The following is a 21,531-nucleotide window of genomic DNA, read 5'->3' on the forward strand; positions in this document are numbered from 1 at the left end:
TTCAAGAAACATGTTTGAAAATATTAATAAACAAACTTGCAACATTCCGGCTGGTCGGACCTATACTCTGGCCACTGGTCTGATTTGTCTGTCATACCTCAGACCCTACACTTCGCGCTCCTGTTACGGTATGTAACAATTATTGAATAAAAATAACTCAATGAGGTTATGGTCATGAGCCAGAAAACCCTGTTCAACAAGACTGCGCTGGCAGTCGCAGTGGCAATCGTCTCTACTTCCGCCTGGTCAGCGGGCTTTCAGCTAAACGAATTTTCTTCCTCTGGCCTTGGCCGTGCGTATTCAGGGGAAGGTGCAATCGCTGATGATGCTGGTAACGCAAGCCGTAACCCTGCATTAATCATGATGTTCGATCGCCCGACCTTCTCTGCTGGTGCGGTGTATATCGATCCTGATGTCAACATTTCCGGCACGTCACCTTCTGGTGCGAGCCTGAAAGCAGATAACATTGCGCCAACGGCGTGGGTCCCTAACCTGCACTTCGTTGCACCAATCAATGAACAATTTGGCTGGGGCGCATCCGTCACGTCTAACTATGGCCTTGCTACCGAGTTCAACAACAACTACCCGGCAGGCGAATACGGCGGTAAAACAGACCTGACAACGCTGAACCTGAACCTGAGCGGTGCTTATCGTCTGAACGACAGCTGGAGCTTCGGTCTGGGCTTTGATGCCGTCTACGCCGATGCAAAAATTGAGCGTTACTCCGGAGAACAGACGGCTCGCCTGCCGAAAAACAGCAACAAAATTGCCAGCCTGAAAGGCGATGAGTGGGGCTATGGCTGGAACGCCGGTATTCTGTACGAGCTGGACAAAAACAACCGTTGGGGCCTGACCTATCGTTCCGAAGTGAAAATTGACTTCGACGGCGATTACAAGAGCGGCATCCTGGCGCCAGTCAACAGCCTGGTTCCTGGCGCGGGTACCACCATCCCGTGGGGGACTTCCGGTCAAACTGTCCCTGGTTCACTGTCACTGCATCTGCCAGAAATGTGGGAAGTCTCCGGTTACAACCGCGTTGCGCCGCAGTGGGCTATTCACTATAGCCTGGCCTATACCAGCTGGAGCCAGTTCCAGGAGCTGAAAGCGACCGGCACCAACGGTCAAACGCTGTTCTATAAGGACGAGAGTTTCCACGACGCCTATCGTATTGCGTTGGGTACAACCTATTATATGGATGACAACTGGACGTTCCGTACCGGTATCGCATTCGATGATAGCCCGGTACCGGCTGATAAGCGCTCCATCTCCATTCCGGATCAGGACCGCTTCTGGGTGAGTGCTGGCGCAACCTACGCGTTCAACGAAAATGCTTCTGTCGATGCGGGCGTGTCTTATATGCATGGTCAGAAAGTGACCTTCAAGGAAGGTCCGTACGAATTTACCTCTGAAGGTAAAGCCTGGCTGTTCGGTACTAACTTCAACTACGCGTTCTAATCGCGCAGGGATCAAAAAAGGTGAGCGTTGCTCTAATGCCGATCAGTTAAGGATCGGTTGACCGATCCAGTGGCTGTGTAAGAATCCGGAAATGTTTACCCGTTTCCGGATTTTTTTATGCACATTGGACAGGCTCTTGATCTGGTATCCCGTTACGATTCTTTGCGTAACCCTCTGACTTCTCTGGGCGACTGTCTTGACCCGGAACTGATTTCCCGCTGCCTTGAAGAATCCGGCACCGTCACGTTACGCAAACGGCGCCTTCCTCTGGAAATGATGGTCTGGTGCATTGTCGGTATGGCCCTTGAGCGCAAGGAGCCGCTTCATCAGATAGTTAACCGGCTGGATATCATGTTACCCGGCAATCGTCCGTTCGTTGCCCCCAGCGCCGTGATCCAGGCCCGTCAGCGGCTGGGAAGCGAAGCCGTCCGCCGCGTGTTCACGCAAACAGCGCAGCTCTGGCATAACGCCACGCCGCATCCGCACTGGTGCGGCCTGACCCTGCTGGCCATCGATGGTGTGTTCTGGCGAACACCGGACACGCCGGAAAACGACAGCGCCTTTCCCCGCCAGACGCATGGCGGAAACCCGGCACTCTACCCGCAGGTAAAAATGGTCTGCCAGATGGAGCTGACCAGCCATCTGTTGACGGCAGCGGCCTTCGGCACGATGAAAAACAGTGAAAATGAGCTCGCGGAGCAACTGATAGAGCAGACCGGCGATAACACCCTGACGTTAATGGATAAAGGCTATTACTCGCTGGGGTTGCTGAATGCGTGGAGCCAGGCGGGAGAACACCGTCACTGGATGCTCCCTCTCAGAAAGGGAGCACAGTATGAAGAGGTCAGAAAGCTGGGTAAAGGCGACTATCTGGTGAAGCTGAAAACCAGCCCACAGGCACGAAAAAAATGGCCGGGTCTGGGAGATGAGATGACAGCCCGCCTGCTGACCGTGACGCGCAAAGGGAAAGTCAGCCATCTGCTGACGTCGATGACGGACGCCATGCGCTATCCCGGAGGAGAAATGGCAGACCTGTACAGCCATCGCTGGGAAATAGAGCTGGGGTACAGGGAGATAAAACAAACGATGCAACTGAGCAGGCTGACGCTGAGAAGTAAAAAGCCGGAGCTTGTGGAGCAGGAGTTATGGGGCGTGTTACTGGCGTATAATCTGGTGCGATATCAGATGATTAAAATGGCGGGCCATCTGAAAGGATACTGGCCGAATCAGCTGAGCTTCTCAGAATCATGCGGCATGGTCATGAGAATGCTGATGACGCTGCAGGGCGCTTCACCAGGGCGTATCCCGGAGCTGATGCGTGATCTTGAAAGCATGGCGCAACTGGTAAAGTTGCCGACAAGAAGGGAAAGGGCCTTCCCGAGGGTGGTAAAGGAAAGGCCCTGGAGATACCCCACAGCCCCGAAAAAAAGCCAGTCAGTTGCTTAACTGACTGGCATTAGAGCGTTGCTCACCTTTTTTATTTATTCCGAATCAATATCTTTGAGTTCGTTTTCAATAGCCTTCGCGTTTGGATTATCTTCCGGCTTCAGCTTGCCGCCGTTGGCGATAAAGTCATGATTCTGGAAGTACGCTTCACGCACCATAATGTACGGATCGGAAGACTGGCGCAGCAGGCCGTCTGAATCGAGCAGTTGCGCGCGGGTTTCAATCCCCTCCACCGTCCATTTACCAATCGACAGCGGCCAGGTCAGCCACGACAGGACCGGATACAGCGTATCGACCATATCGCCGCCATCATCACGCACGGTGAAGCTGCCATAGAACGGCAGATGAACGTAAGGGCCGTAACCGACGCCATAATGCCCCAGCGTACTGCCGAAACGGTGCGGCTGTTCACGCTGCAGTTTCGGGTTTGCCATACCTGCGACATCGATAAAACCGCCCATCCCCAGCAGGGAGTTCAGGAAGAAGCGCGTAAAGTGCACCATCCCCTGATACGGATCGCCCTGCAGGAAATAGTTGACCATCACCGCAGGCTCTTCCAGGTTACTGGTAAAATTGCTTAACCCGTTACGCGCGGGCTGTGGAACGTAATCGCGCCATGCTACTGCCACCGGGCGAACCACATACGGGTCCAGCACGTTGTAGTTGAAGCTATACATAGAACGGTTAAATCCTTCGAGAGGATCGGAGCGTCCCGTTTGCTCCCCGGAGCTGGCGCAGCCCACGAGCATCGTCGCGCCCAGCGCAAGCGCCGACAGCCGAAGTTTCATAAATATCTCCCTGTTCAGTATGGCTATCGTTGATTGCCATCCGTAACGGAGCATCTGGCGCTCCGTCTGAAAATGTGCAAGTGATTGTAACAGCACGTTTACCGATGTCTATGAGTTCAATTACGGGCAGTAATCACCGTGACTCTGATCTCAGCATAGCCTGACTTTTGGAATTCGTTTCGCTGGCAATTTTATAATGTCTTTGAACGAGATGTATCACCTTTGTTGTCATTCCCGCCAATTTAAGAGCATCCCCACAGGCATCCCGACAAAAGCCGCTACGCTTAAAAGAAAGATCAACCTCCGGGAGCAGATATGAAAGACGTGGGCGAAGAAAAAATTGGCGAGAGTAATGAGGAACATGAAATTGAAAGCGAGGAGAAAGCGCGCGGTGAGAAGATAGAAATTGATGAAGATCGCCTCCCTTCCCGCGCGATGGCCATCCACGAGCATATCCGCCAGGATGGCGAAAAGGAGATGGAGCGTGACGCGATGGCCCTGTTCTGGTCAGCCATCGCTGCGGGACTGTCAATGGGCGCCTCGCTGCTCGCGAAAGGGATATTTCATGTGCAGCTGGAGGGCGTACCCGGCGGATTTTTACTGGAGAACCTCGGCTATACCTTCGGCTTTATTATCGTCATCATGGCTCGCCAGCAATTATTTACTGAGAACACCGTAACCGCCGTTCTGCCGGTGATGCAAAACCCTACCCTCGGTAATTTTGGTTTACTGATGCGGCTCTGGAGCGTGGTTCTGCTGGGAAATATCATCGGCACGGGTATTGCGGCCTGGGCGTTCGAATATATGCCGATTTTTGATGAACCCACCCGGGACGCGTTTGTGAAGATCGGTATGGATGTCATGAAAAACACGCCGGTCGAAATGTTCTCTAATGCCATCATCTCCGGGTGGATTATCGCCACGATGGTATGGATGTTTCCTTCAGCCGGCAGCGCTAAAATTGTGGTGATCATACTGATGACCTGGCTGATTGCGCTGGCGGATACCACGCATATCGTGGTCGGTACCGTTGAAATACTCTATCTGGTCTTTAACGGCACGCTTCACTGGAGCGATTTTTTCTGGCCGTTCGCCCTTCCGACGCTGGCAGGGAATATCTGCGGCGGAACGTTTATCTTCGCGCTGTTAAGTCATGCCCAAATACGTAACGACATGTCTAATAAACGCAAAGCAGAACTTAAGGCGCAGGCAAATAAGGATAAAGCGGCAAAAAAATCAACCTGAATGGTGACTCTTTGAGCAGTCAGGCGGCAATGCGCTTAACGCAAAGTGTAAATAACGGTATACTCGTGCCGCCTCGTCCCCTTAGTTAAATGGATATAACGAGCCCCTCCTAAGGGCTAGTTGCAGGTTCGATTCCTGCAGGGGACACTTTGACCTTCCTCTGTTTTTCGCCCAAATTAGCCCGTTCGCTGCAAAAACTCATTGAGCAGAAGCACCCTGCTTTATTTGAGCATAACGCGCTGCCAGTTGCTTTAGATGCAGCTCAAGCTGGGTCTTTTCAGCTTCAGGGAGCGCATTTCCTGCAGGATACTGCGACAGGCGCCTGAGTTGCTCTTCAGCCGGTATCGCATGGTTAAATGACTGCATAGTTGAAAAAACCACAGATTTAAGCTCACTTACGGTTATATATTTTCCCTTTTGCTCATCCAGACTACTCAGCCGATCACTCAGTTGCTGAAGCGTCATCATCCCCTGATGCCAGCTGTTCATTGCGTCTACCGGCAACGCCGTCGCGTTAAACTTTTTTTGCCACTGTATTATCAGCGCCTTAGCCTCTTCAGGCCGCAATGTCTGGAGCTGCTCTAACAGCTGCAGGCTGTAGGAAATATTCCAGTCAGGAGGCAGTTTATCCAGTCTTGCAAGCTGCTGCTGCGTATCTGAGATAAACGTGGACGGTAAAGTGCCTCGCTGCGTTAATGCGTCTTGCTGAACAGGCGTTAGCGCTTCAGGTAATGGTGCGAGAGAAGCGACGACCTGAGCCGTTAATGGATCGGGTCTCGACAGAAAGCCCCCACCCCACGCCACGGCGAGGCTAACCACCAGCATAGAACACATCCCGGCGACAAAGGGTTTCCATGCTCTGACAGACCCGTGCGCTGTCGGACGCTCCTCTTTATCCGGCTGATTTTCCTGCTGCACAACGTAGACCCATTTCACTTCGTCAATCGGTTCTGCCCTCTCCTGAGGGAATTCGCGACCGGGCATTATCATCGCATTCAAATCTGATGCGTCATTACTGCTTTCCAGCCGTTCAGCACTTGAACGTATCAACGTTCGTAACGTATCGAACTGGCTAAGGTGTTTGAGCTCAAGGCGCTGGAGCACTGCGCTCAGGCTGATAAGCAACGCTTCAGCACTATAAAGCTCACTAAGATGGCTGTTGTTGAATGGAAGCATACGCATGCGCTGCTGCAGGCGCTGGCTCAGACCATTAAGGATTTCCAGACGCGCGTGTAGTGCTTTCGGCCAGAAAAAGTCCCACTGGTGGCTAATCAGGGCCTCCAGAATTGCCAGCCCTTCGTTCAGGCCAGCTAATCCAGACAGGTGAGTACGGGCAAGGGTGTACCAGGCCGCAGTCTGCAACTCCACGCCGTTCTGTTCAAACAGAGAGAGGCAGAGTTTTTCGACATATTGCCAGTTCACATCCGGGCGAGCAGGATGCGTCAGCTTGCTGATTTCATCGCGGAGGGCGGCGTAATCTGGCAGCGTACGCGGGTCGCCGCCGGTTTTTAACGTTATATGTGTGGTCATCCTGGAGAGCCTGCATATCCGTATTGGTTAATTTCGTCAGTTGAGGTGTAAGGCTATTTTGCGATTAAAAATGCAATGACGAATAAAAGGAATGAATGTTATCGCTATGACAACAGCGCTAAAATCAGGCCAAAAAAAACACCTTCATCGAATAATTGTCCTGACCGGGATGGCGTATCAGGGAAAGTAAAGGTCCAGTCACTCACACTCCCCACCCGCATGAACAGGCGACCTTGAGAAATAACCTTTTCCCCGGAACAGAATGTTATTTCGACACAGCCAGCCACGCCCTGTCCATACAGAAAAATCGGCATAAACTTTACCGCCCGACTGTCATAACGCAGAACGATACCGGAAATATCAAAAGCCCCGCCCTCCACCAGCAGGTCCGGAACGGATATAGTCAGTGGCTCTACGTTGAGTCCGGTCCCCGTCAGCCACTCATCCATCTGCGTCTGAAGCTGCGCCATTCGCAGGCGAAACTCTGCAATATCAATCTGACTCTTACTGCCAGGAGAAACCAGAGCGGGTTGCCGGGAGTGCAGCTCCTTCAGGAACCGTGATTTTAATGACATGGTGTTTTCTGACCTTATATACGGGTTGACGTGTCGAGATACTGCTGTTGCCTGAGATGCCGCAACAGAACCCGCCCTTCGGGCATAAACTCGGTGCCGTAGCGCACCAGCCCAATCCCTTTGAGCTCAGCGTCAATGGCATAGCGCAGTTCGCCGGGTACGCTCTGCTCCAGCAGAACCACGTCTATTTTTTTCAGTCGGGGTTCATATTTAAGCAGGACAGTCGAGAGGGTGCTCATGAGTTCATGAGCCGTTCCCGGCATACCCTGCAGGATTTTCGTCATATCAGGCAACCCGTAGTCGGGCAGATGCGCCAGCGTGCCGGCGCGACAGTTAAGAACGCGCTGCATGTTATCCAGCACCGAGAGGATGACCTGATTTTCTTCAGTGACCTGATGCAGATCGAGGCCGCCGGTAAAATTTCCGGTCAGCATCTCATACAGCGAAGGCGTGTTATGTCCCTGGGGCATCAGTCATCCTTAAGCGGTTGCAGCGTCAGATGGTTCTCGCCGGCTTCCAGAATGCGCGGTTTATCCGGATCCAGATCGCTGCGCTTGATAACCAGCTTCCAGGTGTCGTTGGTCATGTCCGGATGGCGGAACAGCCCCACTACCGCGACAAACTGCGCCTCTTCTTCCATCGGCATATCAAGGCTTGCATCACCGCCCGGTTTCACCACGACATTACGACTGGCCAGCATGTCGTCTTTCAGAATGCTGGCATCGACCTCCAGCAGCTGCTGGTAAACCGTCTTATCAAAGATTTTGCGGTCTTTGAGCTGGTAAACCCGGACCACGACAGGCTCAGAAAGCGAGTTATTTTCGCGAGAGTCGGTGTTCAGCGCCTCACGCGCGGTGAAATCCAGGTGCAGGATTTTAATTTTTTTATAGAACACAGAATTAAACGCCGATTTAGTACCGTCGGTGACGCTCTGCATCACGCCGCAACCTGTCAGAGCGAGCGCCATCAGAGGCATCAACCAGCGCGTGGTCTTAGTTAAACTTGTACGTAACACGTCGGTTTCCTTGTTGTGGTTTCGCGGGCTCCAGCCCGCTGTAATAGCCCAGCTCTGTCGTAAAGGTTTCAGGAATATCATCAGGATGGCTATTATCTTCGGCGCCCAGCACGCCGTTCATTCCCAGCCAGAAAGGGTTTTCACCCAGCGGTGGTACGGCCAGCAGTCGGACTGAAGTGGTCAGGGTGATTCTGGCCTTGAACCGCCAGCCCAGATACACCCGCAGCATAACCAGAAAATCCTGGTACAACTGGCCATCCGGCTTCCAGCCCTGCGCTTCCCGTTCATTATCCGTTGCGAGAGCAACCAGCAGTTGGCTACCGGCATCCATCGCTTCGTCACCCAGCGGCGTATTACCATCCAGCAGAAAATCTTCGTCACCGTAAAAACCCAGCGGCCTGTCGATCTCTACAGATCGGAGACAATACGGACTCACCTGCACGGATGTATCGGGAGCCAGCAGACTCACCAGTGCCTGCATCCCTTCCTGGGTTTTGCCCGGCTGCTGCAGCACTCCCAGCAGTGCCAGAAAACGCGACACTGGCGTGGCAATATGATTTGCCGTACCCGGTATTCCCAGCCCCACCAGACCCAATAACGACTGTGAAATGCTGTCGGTTCCGCCGGGCTCAAACGTGGCCGGGTAGGAGTATTTACGCCAGATGCGGTAAAACTGCGTCAGGATGCGATGGCTGAAAATATCCAGAAAGCCCTGCAGCGCCTCATGCCCTTCCCGGCGCTGGGTGATGTCATCGAGATAGGCCGTCGGTAAGGGTGAGTCGACGCCGTACATGCCCATAAAGGTTGTGCGGATAACCGGAGGCTTACCGCCATTGTCTTCGTCATATTCAACGGACTTCAGTTCGCTGACCGGAAACCCCATCCCCGGATGCGGCGCAAAACGTACCGGGTCATCGGCGGGATGACTGGTTGAGCCCATCAGCGGCCTTCCAGGATTACGCTTCTCCAGCAGCTGACATAAACGGTAAAAGTTAATGCGGTGAAGATCGGCCTCCAGCCGTGGCGTCAGCCGGGAATGCGGCGGTTGTGTTTCTCTTGCCATTCCAGGCGCTCTCCGGTCGGTTGCAGGATAATAATCAGGCGGTTAAACAGGTAGATGTCAGTGTAGAGCGCGAAGAAGCGGCTCAGCATCTCGCCGAACAGGCAGATGTCGCCGCGTCCGGCAAAACCGTGGCTGTCCAGCGTCACTTCAATCTGGACGCCGCGGACCAGGTAGCCCTGCTCAAATCGTTCGGTTTCACCGTGCTTCACGTCGATGATGGCTTCCAGGCGACGGCGGTTCATCTCACTGTCCGTCCACTCGTACAGCGCCAGGGTACCCCGCAGCACGTCGGCATTATCCATCATCGACAGAAACCCGCTGCCGAGATGGCTCAGCACGCGCCAGTGGAAACGATCCTGTGCCGGTGGATAACAGGGCAGCGTTGGCGCGCACAGGTTGCGCACGACGATGCTGGCCGAGGTGGTTTTCATCACCGTATCGAGCACGGTACTTTGCAGCGCCCGTCGCGGTAGCTGGCCGTTGGTGCCGGTGAGCGTCAGGGACAGACTTTCATCTTCCGGGACGGTGTGGTTGTCAAAGGCTTCGCCACCCAGGATAAGCCAGGTATTGTGTAGCCCTGACGGACCGCGCCGCACGCGGGTGTGATAATAATATTCCGGCGCTTCATGGCGCATCATTCCACCTTTATGGCGGAAGCTCGAGAACGGCACGTAGGTATGCTGGCTGGATGACATCACCGAATCGACCGCGTAAATCTCGGTATGACCATCCTGCACGCGCATCGGCCGCAGCAGGTATTCAGTCTGCAATGAATTTAGCGTCAGCGGATCGGATTCGAGTGGGAACAGATTGATCACGGGCACGCAGTTCAGCCGAAGATGCTTTTCGGTGAAGCTGAAATCATGCTCCCAGCGCTCCGCCAGCACCACGTCAATTTCAAACCAGGGAAGCTCAGCCGGGAAGACGACGCTCTCCAGACCACGCAGGCCGGTGAACATGAATTTCTCGCGGAAGGTAAAGTACTCCAGCAGCAGTTGATAGCCGCTAAAGCTGCTGCTGCCCTTCGGCCACAGGTCGTCATCATCGCCAAATCCCAGCGCGCTGAAATACCCGTCGAGCGGTCTTCTGTCCACGTCCCCGGGCATCCGCAGCCAGAGGCACGCAGTGTTCATGGTAAAGGCTTCGTGCATGGCGCAGGCCAGCGGTGCATCAGCGTTGAAGTAGAGCGGGATCTGGCTGAGATCGACACGACTCCAGTCGGCAAGATGGCTGCAGTTAAACCTCAGGCTGATGACCGAACGCCCGTTCGGGTCAGTCGACAGGCGGGCGTGCTCCAGCGACAGCGGCAGAAGGGTGATCTCTTTAGTTGTGGTGTACCGGCAGCGCGTGCCCTTCTCACCGATCGGCCGCGAGTTCACTTCGAAACCTTTGACGATGCGCATCTGCTCTTTCATCTCACGCCAGTCGGGTGTGAACTCCACCACCGACATCGACGGGATGGTGCGCAGGTAATGCGGCCACAGCAGGCTGACCAGCCCTTCTGTCAGTTCAGGCAGGTCGTCATCGAGCTTTTCGCGAAGCCGCCCCATCATGAAGGCAAAGCCTTCAAAAAGGCGTTCCACGTACGGGTCGCGCGCGCCGGCTTTATCAAGATTGAGCATTGCCGCCTGCTCGGGGTGAGCGCGGGCAAATTCTTCTCCGGCTTCAAGCAGGTAGCGCATTTCAGCGTCAAAATAACGCAGGGTTAAATCGTCCATAAAAACCTGAATATATGAATTTTAAAGGTAGGCCAGGTGTTTTACCCGCAAAGCACCGCACTGCTTGCCGGATCGAGCGCAATCAGGCCAGCCAGAAGTTGTTCCATCTCAGGCTGAAGCCGTGACTTATCGGTTTCGCTGCGGGTGGCTTTCATGCGCAGCAGTCGAAGACGGCGCGATTTGACTTCAAACAGCAGCGCTGGGGTCCACTGCGTGAGGGTGATGGACTGTGCAGCACCATCGAGTTCCCCAAGCAGATGCAGGGCCAGTTCATTTTTGCCCTTCTGCTCTGCCACGCGAGCCATCAGCAGGCGCAGCAGCCATTTGTCTTTTGTAGTGTCAGTGCCCGGGCGGGTCTGCAGCCAGTGAAGTGCGGCATCCAGCCCTTCCGTGTCCGCTCTCTCAAGCGCTTCCGGCTCAAGGGCCAGAATATCGTTGTCCGTCCCACTGGCAGTACTGACTCTCTCATCACGCCAGCCCGACACATCGTCCAGCACGCTCTGATTTATCCAGTTCAGCGTGACCTCATCGGCAAACGGCGTTCCGTCATTAAAGGCCAGCGTTTCAAGCCCGGTGAGGCGACGCAGCAGCCCTTTCAGGTCGGCGATGATGATATCGGCCAGCACTTCCTGGCCCAACTTCATCAGGGCCTGATGGATATACCACTGCAAATCCAGCCAGAGGTGGTTGGCGCCGCGCGAGAAGGTACTGTCCGCGTGCTCCAGTATCTCCAGCCAACTCTGCTGCAGGTACAGGCGTTTGAGCATGGCCCGCTGGTCAGCCCGCGGCGGCTCGATGCGCGTTTTCCCTTCGGCATCCGGCGCTGGAATAGCACTCAGCGTGTCATGTCGCAGGCTTTTCATTAGCCGGTGTGCGGGAAGCCATCCATCCGGTTGTTCACGCAAATACCCTGCCAGGGTACGGGCCTGAGTCAATAAATCCTGACCGGACGAAATGCGGCTCAGGACAGGCACATCATGTTCTGTCGCGTGGGATGAGGCCTGGGGCTGAGACGTGTTACTGGCATTCTGAGGAACCAAAGCATCCACGCCACCGGCCTTCATCAGGCGGGATTCCAGCGCGCTGTACAGCGCATTCAGTTCCGGCCGCGACGTTTCCGGCTCTGTCTCCAGACTGTCGCAGATGAGCAGCAGCGCCCCCGCAGTGCGCTGAGCATCGCTGCACGCCACTTCCGGCCAGAGGGAGAGGCTATCGAGCAGACGAGAGCCTGCCAGCCACTCAAGCGCAGGTTTACGGCTTCGCTCGCGCTGCGGATGAAGCTTCGTTCCATAGCGCTGCAGCAACCCCACAAGCAGTTCAAGCCCTTCGGCAAAGCCGGTTTCTCCATCCTGGTGCAATCGCGCCCAGCAATAATAGGTGGCAACACGGATATCTTTGGCGGTGGTAGTCAGCAGCTTTTCGGCAAGCGTACAAATCAGCCCGGTATCAATTCCTGAGAGTTTATTCACCTCCTCTCTGATACGCTGGAAATCATCGTCATATCCCGGATCTTCTCCAGCAGGACTGGTATCGCTGACCGGGGCAAGCCAGGGCTGCCAGCATTCCGCGCGGGCCTGCGCCTGCTTTCGCAATTGTGTTTCGTCCGCCTGACAGGCGGCAACCAGATTCTGCAGACTGCTCATTATTCAATTCCGTCCATGTCACTGTTTTCCGTGTTGACCATCAGCGCCTGAGCCGTGGCCGCGCTGTCGACACTGAAGATCTGATCCGGCAGCGTGAAGCCGTGCAGTGCCAGTAATGCCAGCGGCCCGCTGCCCAGCTGTGAGCGCATTACCCACTGCAGGGTGCGGCCATCGGAGGCGGTGAAACTCACCATCCACTGACTACGGTCAAGCTGCTGCCGCTTGCCCTGATCCAGCCAGCGAATAAAGCCCCACGTCCCGCTGTAATCCCCAAACAGACGCGCACCAGCGTTGACCGTGGTCCAGGTCAGCATTGTCCCTGGTTTGTAAGTGTCTCCCGGCCAGCGGAAGGACTGCCAGTCGGCCATCTGGTTAAAGTAGTGCAGCTTTTGCCCATCAATGGACAACTGAGTTTCCACTACCTGCGGTGCCGGGCGTGCCTGCAGCTCGAAACTAATACCCTGACTGCCATCGGTAAACAGAATGTCTGACAGCTCGCTCAGTTGATTAATCGCCCGCAGGAACGTTGGGTTAAAGTTCAGCCCCTGGCTGTTAACCTTATCCGGTACCCACTGACTGCCCTCTTTGTGCAACACACCGCTGAGTTCAGTCGTCAGGAAGCGTTCAATACGCCCGCTGTCCTTACGTATAAATTCGGCCAGCATTGGCAAGGAGGCATCGCTCTTGCTCGCGGCGAACGGGAAGCGCCCGTCAAATGCCGTGTGCCAGTTAGCCACAACTGAGCGACTCCATTTGTCATTCAGACTTGCTGCCGACGGCTGGAGCACGGTCTCCCAGGCCTGGGTCAACGGCTGCACAAACATCGTGCTGCCAAATCCGCTCCACTCTTCGCCAAGGCTTGCCGAAATGAGGCTGCCGTACTGCTGGGTGTCGGTCAGGTCCACGCTTTTGCCCTGGAAAACGGTTTGCGCCAGGGTCTGCATCATCTCCTGCGGGTCTGAGGCGCTGGCCACCTGCTGCAGGCGCAGACGCACGCGGGTGATACGAGTCAGATAGGTCTGCAGGCTCAGAGAGTTGTCAGCCGACATGACGTTACTGCCGTTGTTTTTACCCAGAAGCTGAAGCAGCGGGCCGAAGGTTTCATCCAGTGGTCCCTGTGGGCCTGACGCTGACTGGTCAATCGCGGGTTTGTCTTTTCCGCCTACGAGGTCTTTAGCCGATTTGATGATTGAGTCTGAAAGGCCTTCGCTTTGCTCACCGGCCTGCCCCTGCCAGGCGAGGGTGTTCATCAGGGCAATCAGCGGAGACTGGCGGACATCGCTCATCAGCGTCAGCTGGTCGGTAACGTCCGCAATATTGTTTGCCGGGTTCCAGCGCAGGCTGTTAAGGAAGCTCAGCCAGCTGCCGGCAAAGTCAGTGAAATAACGCTCTGTCAGGCGCGCTTTGAGCGCCTCCGGGGAGAGGTCCGCCGATACGGCTTTGCGGGATTCACTCAGCACCCAGTCGATTTCATCCTTGCGCGACGTTGCCGCCTTCTCAATGGCCTGCTGAATCCCCCCTTCCCATGCCTGACGGGTGAACATGCCCGGCACCACTTCCTCGGTGGTGAACAGGCGACGGGCATCGGTACCGCTGGTCATGTCCTCCAGAGACACATCGGCAAAGTTACGGCGTACGGATTTGAGCATGTTTTCATACAGCGTGCTTTCTGCGTTGCGGCGGCCAATCTGCTGCAATAGCACCTGACGGCTCTGGCTGACCAGCTGCGCCTCAGGGGTGATTTTCCACTGTGGCTGCTTTGGCAGTTCAGAGATGTAGAAGGCCCATAAATCCGGCGACAGGCTTTGCCACAGACTGGTGGAGATCCCCATACGCGTCGGCTGTACGGTTTTCATCGCTTGCGCGTAAAATGCACCGTCGGCTTTATCCGGACGGGCCATCATTAGCCAGGCTTTCAGCTGGTCATAGCCCGGTTTCGCCAGCTGGGCCCGCTGGTCGCTGTTTGGCGCTGAATTGACCAGGGCTGTTAGCTTTTGCGCCAGGGCAGCATTTGCCGGGTCGCGTATTAGCCGGTTGTTCGCCACGCCGTACCAGGGCAGCATTGCAGTGAGCAGCTGCTGATTATGGTCGAGGCCGAAGCGCTGATACCAGGGCGTGCCCTCCTGAATATTGTGCAACATGCGGCCGGCGTCATTTCGCAGGTCATGAAGTGCCGTCAGTTGATAGTCGGATACGGAAGGATGTTCAACCAGATTGCGGGCTTTTCCTGCTACAGAGGTAATTTGTCCATAGTTCAGCATAAACGAGACCAACAGCCCCGCCCCCCAAAGACCGATGATGGCCGACAGCGTCCAGGCGAGCGTCCGTTCCCATGCCATGCCGACACGGCGGCCACGAACGCGAGTGCAGTCGTCAACGATACCCTGCCATGTCTCCGGCAAAGCCAGAGCATGGCGTTGTGACTCCGGAACATATTTCTGCGCGTCGGCAGATGCCGCACTGGCTGCCCTCGCTGTGGTATCGGCAGTTTTATTCTCCGGCAGGCTGAACATCAGGCCACGCAGCGGAACGCGTTGCTGAGCGTCGGAGAGCCATGGCATCAGTTGCTGAACCCAGCGGGCAATACCGCCGTCTTTGAGATGCTGGCCCAGACGCAGCAGAAAATCGTGGCGGTTGTTTTCTGCGACCTGACTCACCCCCTGCGTCCGCAGGGTCGGCAGCATCAGTTCAAGCTGGCGGGTAATGTCGTCGGCTTTGGCTCCCAGCGGGAAACTGGCCCCGACCGGCTGTTCAATGCGCTTAGCCTGCGACCATTTACTGTCACGCAGTTGCCATAACCAGACCGGCGCGGAATAACGCAGCAGTTCGCTGATTTTTTCCAGACCGCGTAAATCGTTATCGCTGATTTGTGGGGTCAGAGTAAGTGACTGCGGCAATACGCGAACAATCCCGTCCAGCGGGCGCCCGCGGCGCAGTTTACGCAGCGCGGTGTATTTCTCTCGGTCAGGCTCAGAGGCCAGGCTTCCGCCGTAAATCAGTACGGTACGGTTGCCTTCAAGCCACTGCTGCTGTTGCAGGCCTGGAACAAGCTGTTCAATCGCGGCGTCATCACCGGTAATCAACAACAGGCGAATCTTGTAGCGCCAGAAGAGGTTATAGCGCGATCGGAGGTGTGTCTTCAGCAGTCGGTAAGTCACTTCGTGGCCCGTAACCTTTGCAGACGCACGTTTGCGGGATGACGACGGGCTAACCTTATCCTTAATCAATAACCGGAAGGCCATAAACCCCAGTACCAGCATGCTGAGCGCAACTCCCCAGACAATAAAGCCAGAGACAATAAGCGGACGCAGCGTGTCCCATTCCGTTGACCGTTCGGTCGCCCACAGCCACCATGCCACTCCGCCCAGTAGTACCAGTAAAGTGGTCACAGCAATACAGACAGTTGCCGTGGCTGCCACAGAAATGGCAGCAGGCTTATTGACGTTGTCCATCAGGTTTTACTATTCCAGTTGCGAGAGTGTTCATCGGGTCGCGTGCAATCCAGCCGCACGGTTGTTGGTGGTGCGCGGCATAGATTGCCGCCAGGGATAAAACAATCAGAGTTTCCATATCGCCAATTTCCCCCCAGTTGGCGTCCTGCAGATGCTGGCTGACATCCCATCCATTATTCGCCAGCACCTCAAGGCCGGGTCGGGAAAACAGCGTACAGGCCTCCGGTGGCTCATCCAACTCGCTCTGTTCCAGTGCACGGGCGAACACGGTGAGCAATATGTCGCCTTGTTCTGGTGAAAACGTTTCACCACGCGTCAGTTGTACCGGGCCATTAAGTCCGGCCAGCCACAGTGCCGCAGATTCTCCGGCGGGACGTTCTGTGCCTGACTGCGCCGCAATGACCTGACACCCGCCGATCAGTATCGTGTCATCAGGTTTGGCTCCGGCAAGCTCGCCCGCAATTTCAGCCAGGCTGGCTTCCCCTTGCCAGGGCTCAGGCCGGGCTGGCAGTGCAATATCCGGGAAAGCGAGCGCCATCTGTGCGCGAAATGCCTGCCAGGTGATGTCGGCCCCCTGCCAGTAGCAACGCAGCGGTGGAGTAAGTATTTTTTCACCACGCTGCTTTTGCCACTCAATAACCAGCAGTTCCGCCAGCCGCTTTTCACGAACGGTGGGATCCATAACTGAAATTTGTGGCAGTCTCAGTGCACTGCCACCGCCTTCTTTTTTTTCCTCCGGAGGGCGTTGTTCACGGTTAAGCACTCGCAGCCAGTCAACTGAGCGCGTACCTGCAGGCCCCAGCAACAGCCCTTCTTTTAACCAGAGCGGCTGTCGGTGCGCCGCCCACCACTGCTGCTGTTCATATGCCACCAGCTGATAGTAGAAAGCGGCGTTATGCACGCTGACGCGGTAGTACAGAAGCCGCACAAGCCAGCCAGTGCCCGACAGCAGCAATGCCACCAGAATACCGGTAGCTACCAGCGAGCTTTTACCCTCGGCAGAGGGCAGCAGTCCGCCAGCACCGCCGCCGATCAACACCAGCAGAGCCGTGGCCGACAGCCACCTTGCGGTACCTGGCGGACACGCCGTTTTGTACGCCGGATAATCAGGAACGGGCCTCACTGTTCAATACCGCAGTCAGGAAACGAGCTGACCAGCGTACAGCCGCAGGCACAGTGGTGACCATGCAGCGCAACGGGCTGTCCATCAACCATGGTCAATGTGCTACCTTCCGCGATGGTCGTCATGCCGTGTTTGTTACAGCGAACCGGATCTCCCTTACAGGCAAATCCCTGACCAAAACACTGGTAGTGCCCTCCTAATACCTTGCCACCATATTCCCGCAGACTATCTCCTTTGCGGATGACTTTACTCATCGGCCCTCCTTACTCAGCTTTATCCAGTCACCGTCAGGACATCCTCAAGCCAGCTGGCCGGGATCGCTGCCTGCGCCCGCGCCAGCTGTTGTTCAGCCACCAGCGCTTTTCGCTGTGTAACCACCACGCCCGGCTCCCGGGTAAATGCCCGCAGCTGTTCCCCGCCCGGCAGTTCCGGCACGGGTTCACGAGTTATCCTGTCCAACACCTCAACCTGCAGCGATCGTACAGCGCCTGTCGCGGCCAGCCCCGCCAGCTTTCCGGTCAGGCTCTTTTGTTTGAAGCTCAGCACAACACCCGTGGTCAGGGTGGCAAACCCGATAAGATCCCCGGCGACCACCAACGGTGACAGGGACTTATTACATTTGTCGCTGAAATAAATCATCCGGTAGCGGAAGTAGCCGCCCCACATCTCGCGCGTACCCAGCGCAGCGTGCATAAACCAGGCACGCGAGTCGTGCACCTGGTCGTCGAATAACGCCCTGACCAGCCCTGCAGGCTGTTCCGCATTACTGGCCTCACCGGCGGCAGGGAAAAGGATGGCCACCCGCGCGTCTCCGTCAGCCTTTATTCGCCGGTATTCCTGGGGTTCATCATCGGTATTGAGAACGAAAATCATCGGCTGCAGCACGGTATCCAGCACCGCCTGCGCCAGGTTCTCCGGGATACGGTAGCCGTCGTGGTAATCCTTACCGAACTCCTTCGCCGCTTCAAACAGCTGGGTCTGCGCCATATCCGGGTCAAAATCCTTGATGCCCGGCCAGAGCACAAGCTCATCCATCTTGTCGGCTGACTGTTTTGCTATCTGGTCCTGACGCGTTTTAAGCACCTCTTGCTGTTTCTCATCCCGTGCTTCTTCTGCCGCCTTGCGCGCGGCAGGCAGCGCTTCGGTATTCGTGGCGCGCTGGTAGAATGGCGTTTTCAGCATCGAACCTCTGGCATAGCGTTCGATACGCCAGGCGGTGATCCACGCAATCTGGTTTTCAACGACGGTTTCCAGACTGCCGCTGGCACGCGGTGGTTGGTATTGGGAGGCCTCTTCGGGCGTGATTTTTTCTGGCGTGGTCAGATTCAGGGTGAGTTCGCGCCAGGCGTTGAAGCGTTTGATAAGCACATCAGAAACTAAAAATTGAGAAATCACATCAATAGGCATGATTCGCCAATTATCTGTAGATGATTCTGGTAATACATCCTGTGGTACTTTTAAAGGGGCTCCAATCTCGAAAGCAGAGGAATATAGATCCTGTAAAATAATCTGAGATAGTAACAATCCATCATGCTCACCATTCGCCTTCCCCTGATCCCCCGGCGGATAACCGCCCCCTAAATCCGAGTGCATCCCCGGGTAAACCACCTCTGTGGCATAGGGCGGGTATTTGCCGTTACCCCGACGCACCGAATCCAGTGGGAAGCAGAGACGCTGCTCATGTCCAGACACCAGATGCACGCATTTTTTTATCAGACCGCCATAGGTTTTATCGTCCGGCAGCTCCATCGTGTCATCCGCCCAGGACATATGCCCCTCAGCAATCGGCACCACGTGCGCCACCCCGACGGAAGCTACGGTATCCAGCAGCCCGAGAAACTCCACGCTGATGGGTAACTGCATCTCGCCAATCTGCAGGCACTGCGGGGGTTTGTCGCCCTCAGCCTTTGGAGGGGGAAGCAGCTCGCTCAGCCAGCGTACAAACGTACGCGCAGCGGCAGCACCGCGGGAAAACCCGTAAACATACAGTTTGATGCCTAACACCTTAGGCTTACCCGGCTCCGGTTGCGTGAGCAGCGGTTTCAGTTGCGGGGCTAACTCATTGAGTAAACGACTGAACTCTTCATAACGGTTGTGACTGCCGCCAAACCACAGCCGGTTCCAGCTGGTGCCCATTTTGCTAATGGACTGTCGGCTCTCTGCGGTGGTTAACCATTTTTCAGTAGCGGAAAATTTCAGTACATCAATAATGCGCAGCAGCGCCCAGTTAATACGCTCTTCCCCCTTAGTTGCGCCCACCAGTCCCATGGTTGAATAGTCCGGGTCGTTCACTTCAGGGAACGGGGTGCCCACACCGGGCATGTAGAACTTAAAATATTTCCCATCACCGTCTTCTGCACCATCTAACAGTGTTGCCTGCCCGTCAGTCGGTACCCCGCCAGCCGTACCGGTTCCAATAGTGGCACGAAACAACCGCGCGATATTGGTCGGATGCTTCGGGTCAGACAGCAGCAGGTCATTGTTCAGGTTATTCCCCGTACCGTCGAAAAACAGGCTGATATGCAGCGTCTTGCAGCACGGCGGCTCCACGCGTCGTCCGGCCGCCAGACACAATTCCTGGCGGTAGAGCCGCTCGGCGCTGTTCTGCTGATGGCAGCTCTGCCCGACCTGCAGCGCCTGCGTTGGCAGGCGTCCCTGGGCCGGGAACGGCGGCGGCACCCAGGCTAAATCGGTTTCCTTTATCTCGGACATACTTTGGGCTCCTTCATCCTGATGGGCTCTTTTATCGGGTAATTGGCATTTCTAGGTGACCAGCAACTGGTCGTCACCTTCACGTCATCACAGGGCAAAAAGTGCACGGTAATACCGCAGACATCCTGGCCGTTATAGTCGGGAACCGGGACGGTTTTGCTGTGCTGACGGTTCTGGGCCTTCATTTTTTTTTCCCAGGCAAGATATTTTTCTGTATCAGCAAACCCGGGAAAGCCTTTTGAGCCTCCCTCCCCACTTTCCCAGTCAATACGCACCGTCATGCCCGGCGTCCAGCGGGCAGGTACGCTGTAGCAGCAGCCGCCACCTCCCCCCTGGAACGGGCCAATAATGTCGATCCCCGACTGGTTATCCACGCTGAAGTGGTTAATCGCCCATTTGGTGTGGTTGATGGCTTTAATGGTGCCACCACCACCGCCCCCGGCCTGAGCAGCAGGCTGGGAGCAACCGGTTAACAGCAGCAGGCCCGCCAGCAGCGGGCTTAACAGTGAACGTTTCATCTGACTTTCCTTACAGAGGCGGGACTAAAGAGAAAACGGCGGCACCCAGGCTAAATCGGTTTCCGTTATTTCGGACATACTTTGGGCTCCTTCATCCTGATGGGCTCTTTTATCGGGTAATTGGCATTTCTAGGTGACCAGCAACTGGTCGTCACCTTCACGTCATCACAGGGCAAAAAATGCACGGTGATACCGCAGACATCCTGGCCGTTATAGTCGGGAACCGGGACGGTTTTGCTGTGCTGCCTATCGTTCTCTTTCATTTTGTCCCTCCACTCCCTATATTTTTTTGAATCGGCAAATCCAGGAAAGCCTTCAGTGGATGCCTCCCCACTTTCCCAGTCAATACGCACCGTCATACCCGGCGTCCACCGGGCGGGCACGCTGTAGCAGCAGCCACCACCGCCTCCCTGGAACGGGCCAATAATGTCAATACCCGACTGGTTATCCACGCTGAAGTGGTTAATTGCCCATTTGGTGTGGTTGATGGCTTTAATGGTGCCACCACCACCGCCTCCGGCCTGGGCAGCAGGCTGAGAGCACCCGGTTAACAGCAGCAGGCCCGCCAGCAGCGGGCTTAAGAATGGATGTTTCATCTGGCTTTCCTTACAGAGGCGGGACTAAAGAGAAAATGGCGGCGGCACCCGGGCTAAATCGGTTTCCGTTATTTCGGACATACTTTGGGCTCCTTCATCCTGATGGGCTCTTTTATCGGGTAGGACGGACTGCCGTAGGTGTAGCAACTGGTCGTCACCTTCACGTCATCACAGGGCAGAAAGTGCACCGTGATGCCGCAGACATCCTGGCCGTTATAGTCGGGAACCGGGACGGTTTTGCTGTGCTGACGATTCTGAGCTCTCATTTTCTTAGCCCATGCTAGATATTTTGCTCGGTCCTGATAACCGGGAAATCCATCCATATCCCCCACCCCTGTTTCCCAGTCAATACGCACCGTCATACCCGGCGTCCAGCGGGCGGGCACGCTGTAGCAGCAGCCGCCACCGCCCCCCTGAAACGGGCCAATAATGTCGATACCCGACTGGTTATCCACGCTGAAGTGGTTTATCGCCCATTTGGTGTGGTTGATGGCGTCAATGGTGCCACCACCACCGCCTCCGGCCTGAGCGGCAGGCTGAGAGCAACCGGTTAACAGCAGCAGGCCCGCCAGTAGCGGGCTTAAGAATGGATGTTTCATCTGGCTTTCCTTGTATGAAAAACATCTACAAAGGGAGTATGTGACGGGGATAA

General features: G+C 55.6%; 18 protein-coding genes and 1 tRNA gene. 4 read left to right on the forward strand and 15 right to left on the reverse strand.

Annotated features, from left to right (window positions below):
• Positions 1–174: 174 nt before the first annotated feature.
• Positions 175–1,455, forward strand: a complete 1,281-nt coding sequence (gene fadL, locus AC4ICF_RS16445; RefSeq protein WP_116338498.1) for a long-chain fatty acid transporter FadL — start codon at positions 175–177, stop codon at positions 1,453–1,455.
• A gap of 117 nt (positions 1,456–1,572) precedes the next feature.
• A complete protein-coding gene (locus AC4ICF_RS16450; RefSeq protein WP_479984861.1) occupies positions 1,573–2,901 on the forward strand; it encodes an IS4 family transposase in 1,329 nt (442 codons plus the stop codon).
• Positions 2,902–2,936: 35 nt separating this feature from the next.
• Here the strand turns inward: AC4ICF_RS16450 and mlaA are convergent, their stop codons facing one another.
• Positions 2,937–3,689, reverse strand: a complete 753-nt coding sequence (mlaA, locus tag AC4ICF_RS16455) for a phospholipid-binding lipoprotein MlaA (RefSeq protein WP_061097503.1) — start codon at positions 3,687–3,689, stop codon at positions 2,937–2,939.
• A gap of 315 nt (positions 3,690–4,004) precedes the next feature.
• Here mlaA and AC4ICF_RS16460 point away from each other — a divergent pair, with 315 nt between their 5' ends.
• Together AC4ICF_RS16460 and AC4ICF_RS16465 are read left to right on the forward strand one after the other, a co-directional pair.
• Positions 4,005–4,934 (forward strand): formate/nitrite transporter family protein, encoded by a 930-nt coding sequence (locus AC4ICF_RS16460; protein ID WP_116338496.1) that lies wholly within the window; start codon positions 4,005–4,007, stop codon positions 4,932–4,934.
• A gap of 75 nt (positions 4,935–5,009) precedes the next feature.
• Positions 5,010–5,081 (forward strand) — tRNA-Arg (locus tag AC4ICF_RS16465).
• A 51-nt stretch (positions 5,082–5,132) separates the two neighbouring features.
• Here AC4ICF_RS16465 and AC4ICF_RS16470 read toward each other — a convergent pair.
• The 14 genes from AC4ICF_RS16470 to tli1 (AC4ICF_RS16535) all read right to left on the reverse strand — a co-directional run bounded on the left by AC4ICF_RS16470 (position 5,133) and on the right by tli1 (AC4ICF_RS16535) (position 21,478).
• Entirely contained in the window at positions 5,133–6,464 is a 1,332-nt protein-coding gene (locus tag AC4ICF_RS16470; protein WP_316380566.1) for a VasL domain-containing protein, read from the reverse strand.
• Between the two features lie 104 nt (positions 6,465–6,568).
• Positions 6,569–7,039 (reverse strand): hypothetical protein, encoded by a 471-nt coding sequence (locus AC4ICF_RS16475; RefSeq protein ID WP_316380567.1) that lies wholly within the window; start codon positions 7,037–7,039, stop codon positions 6,569–6,571.
• Between the two features lie 14 nt (positions 7,040–7,053).
• Positions 7,054–7,509: a type VI secretion system baseplate subunit TssE gene (gene tssE, locus AC4ICF_RS16480; RefSeq protein ID WP_316380568.1), complete on the reverse strand. Its 456-nt coding sequence runs from the start codon at positions 7,507–7,509 to the stop codon at positions 7,054–7,056.
• Complete coding sequence (gene tssJ / locus AC4ICF_RS16485) at positions 7,509–8,054, reverse strand: type VI secretion system lipoprotein TssJ (RefSeq protein WP_316380569.1); 546 nt, start codon at positions 8,052–8,054, stop codon at positions 7,509–7,511. The genes tssE and tssJ overlap by 1 nt, the downstream gene beginning before the upstream one ends.
• Positions 8,032–9,117 carry a type VI secretion system baseplate subunit TssG gene (tssG, locus tag AC4ICF_RS16490; RefSeq protein ID WP_316380570.1) on the reverse strand — a complete coding sequence of 362 codons (1,086 nt, stop codon included), beginning with the start codon at positions 9,115–9,117 and terminating at the stop codon, positions 8,032–8,034. Before tssG ends, tssJ begins: the two co-directional genes overlap by 23 nt.
• A complete protein-coding gene (gene tssF, locus AC4ICF_RS16495; RefSeq protein ID WP_316380571.1) occupies positions 9,081–10,835 on the reverse strand; it encodes a type VI secretion system baseplate subunit TssF in 1,755 nt (584 codons plus the stop codon). Before tssF ends, tssG begins: the two co-directional genes overlap by 37 nt.
• A gap of 41 nt (positions 10,836–10,876) precedes the next feature.
• Complete coding sequence (gene tssA, locus AC4ICF_RS16500; protein WP_316380572.1) at positions 10,877–12,478, reverse strand: type VI secretion system protein TssA; 1,602 nt, start codon at positions 12,476–12,478, stop codon at positions 10,877–10,879.
• Positions 12,478–15,930 (reverse strand): ImcF-related family protein, encoded by a 3,453-nt coding sequence (locus AC4ICF_RS16505; RefSeq protein ID WP_316380573.1) that lies wholly within the window; start codon positions 15,928–15,930, stop codon positions 12,478–12,480. The genes tssA and AC4ICF_RS16505 overlap by 1 nt, the downstream gene beginning before the upstream one ends.
• The gene (locus tag AC4ICF_RS16510; RefSeq protein WP_316380574.1) at positions 15,914–17,053 is read right to left on the reverse strand and encodes a hypothetical protein; all 1,140 of its coding nucleotides are present in this window, start codon (positions 17,051–17,053) and stop codon (positions 15,914–15,916) included. Before AC4ICF_RS16510 ends, AC4ICF_RS16505 begins: the two co-directional genes overlap by 17 nt.
• A complete protein-coding gene (locus tag AC4ICF_RS16515; RefSeq protein WP_316380575.1) occupies positions 17,050–17,307 on the reverse strand; it encodes a PAAR domain-containing protein in 258 nt (85 codons plus the stop codon). The genes AC4ICF_RS16510 and AC4ICF_RS16515 overlap by 4 nt, the downstream gene beginning before the upstream one ends.
• A gap of 19 nt (positions 17,308–17,326) precedes the next feature.
• The gene (locus AC4ICF_RS16520; RefSeq protein WP_316380576.1) at positions 17,327–19,765 is read right to left on the reverse strand and encodes a T6SS phospholipase effector Tle1-like catalytic domain-containing protein; all 2,439 of its coding nucleotides are present in this window, start codon (positions 19,763–19,765) and stop codon (positions 17,327–17,329) included.
• Entirely contained in the window at positions 19,753–20,283 is a 531-nt protein-coding gene (gene tli1, locus AC4ICF_RS16525) for a T6SS immunity phospholipase A1-binding lipoprotein Tli1-KP (protein ID WP_316380577.1), read from the reverse strand. The genes AC4ICF_RS16520 and tli1 (AC4ICF_RS16525) overlap by 13 nt, the downstream gene beginning before the upstream one ends.
• 65 nt (positions 20,284–20,348) lie before the next feature.
• Positions 20,349–20,879, reverse strand: a complete 531-nt coding sequence (gene tli1 / locus AC4ICF_RS16530) for a T6SS immunity phospholipase A1-binding lipoprotein Tli1-KP (protein WP_316380578.1) — start codon at positions 20,877–20,879, stop codon at positions 20,349–20,351.
• Between the two features lie 68 nt (positions 20,880–20,947).
• Positions 20,948–21,478, reverse strand: coding sequence for a T6SS immunity phospholipase A1-binding lipoprotein Tli1-KP (gene tli1 / locus AC4ICF_RS16535; RefSeq protein WP_316380579.1), 531 nt, complete (start codon positions 21,476–21,478; stop codon positions 20,948–20,950).
• Positions 21,479–21,531: the final 53 nt, after the last annotated feature.

The organism is Enterobacter sp. ECC_219_Taxon_10 (assembly GCF_058354905.1).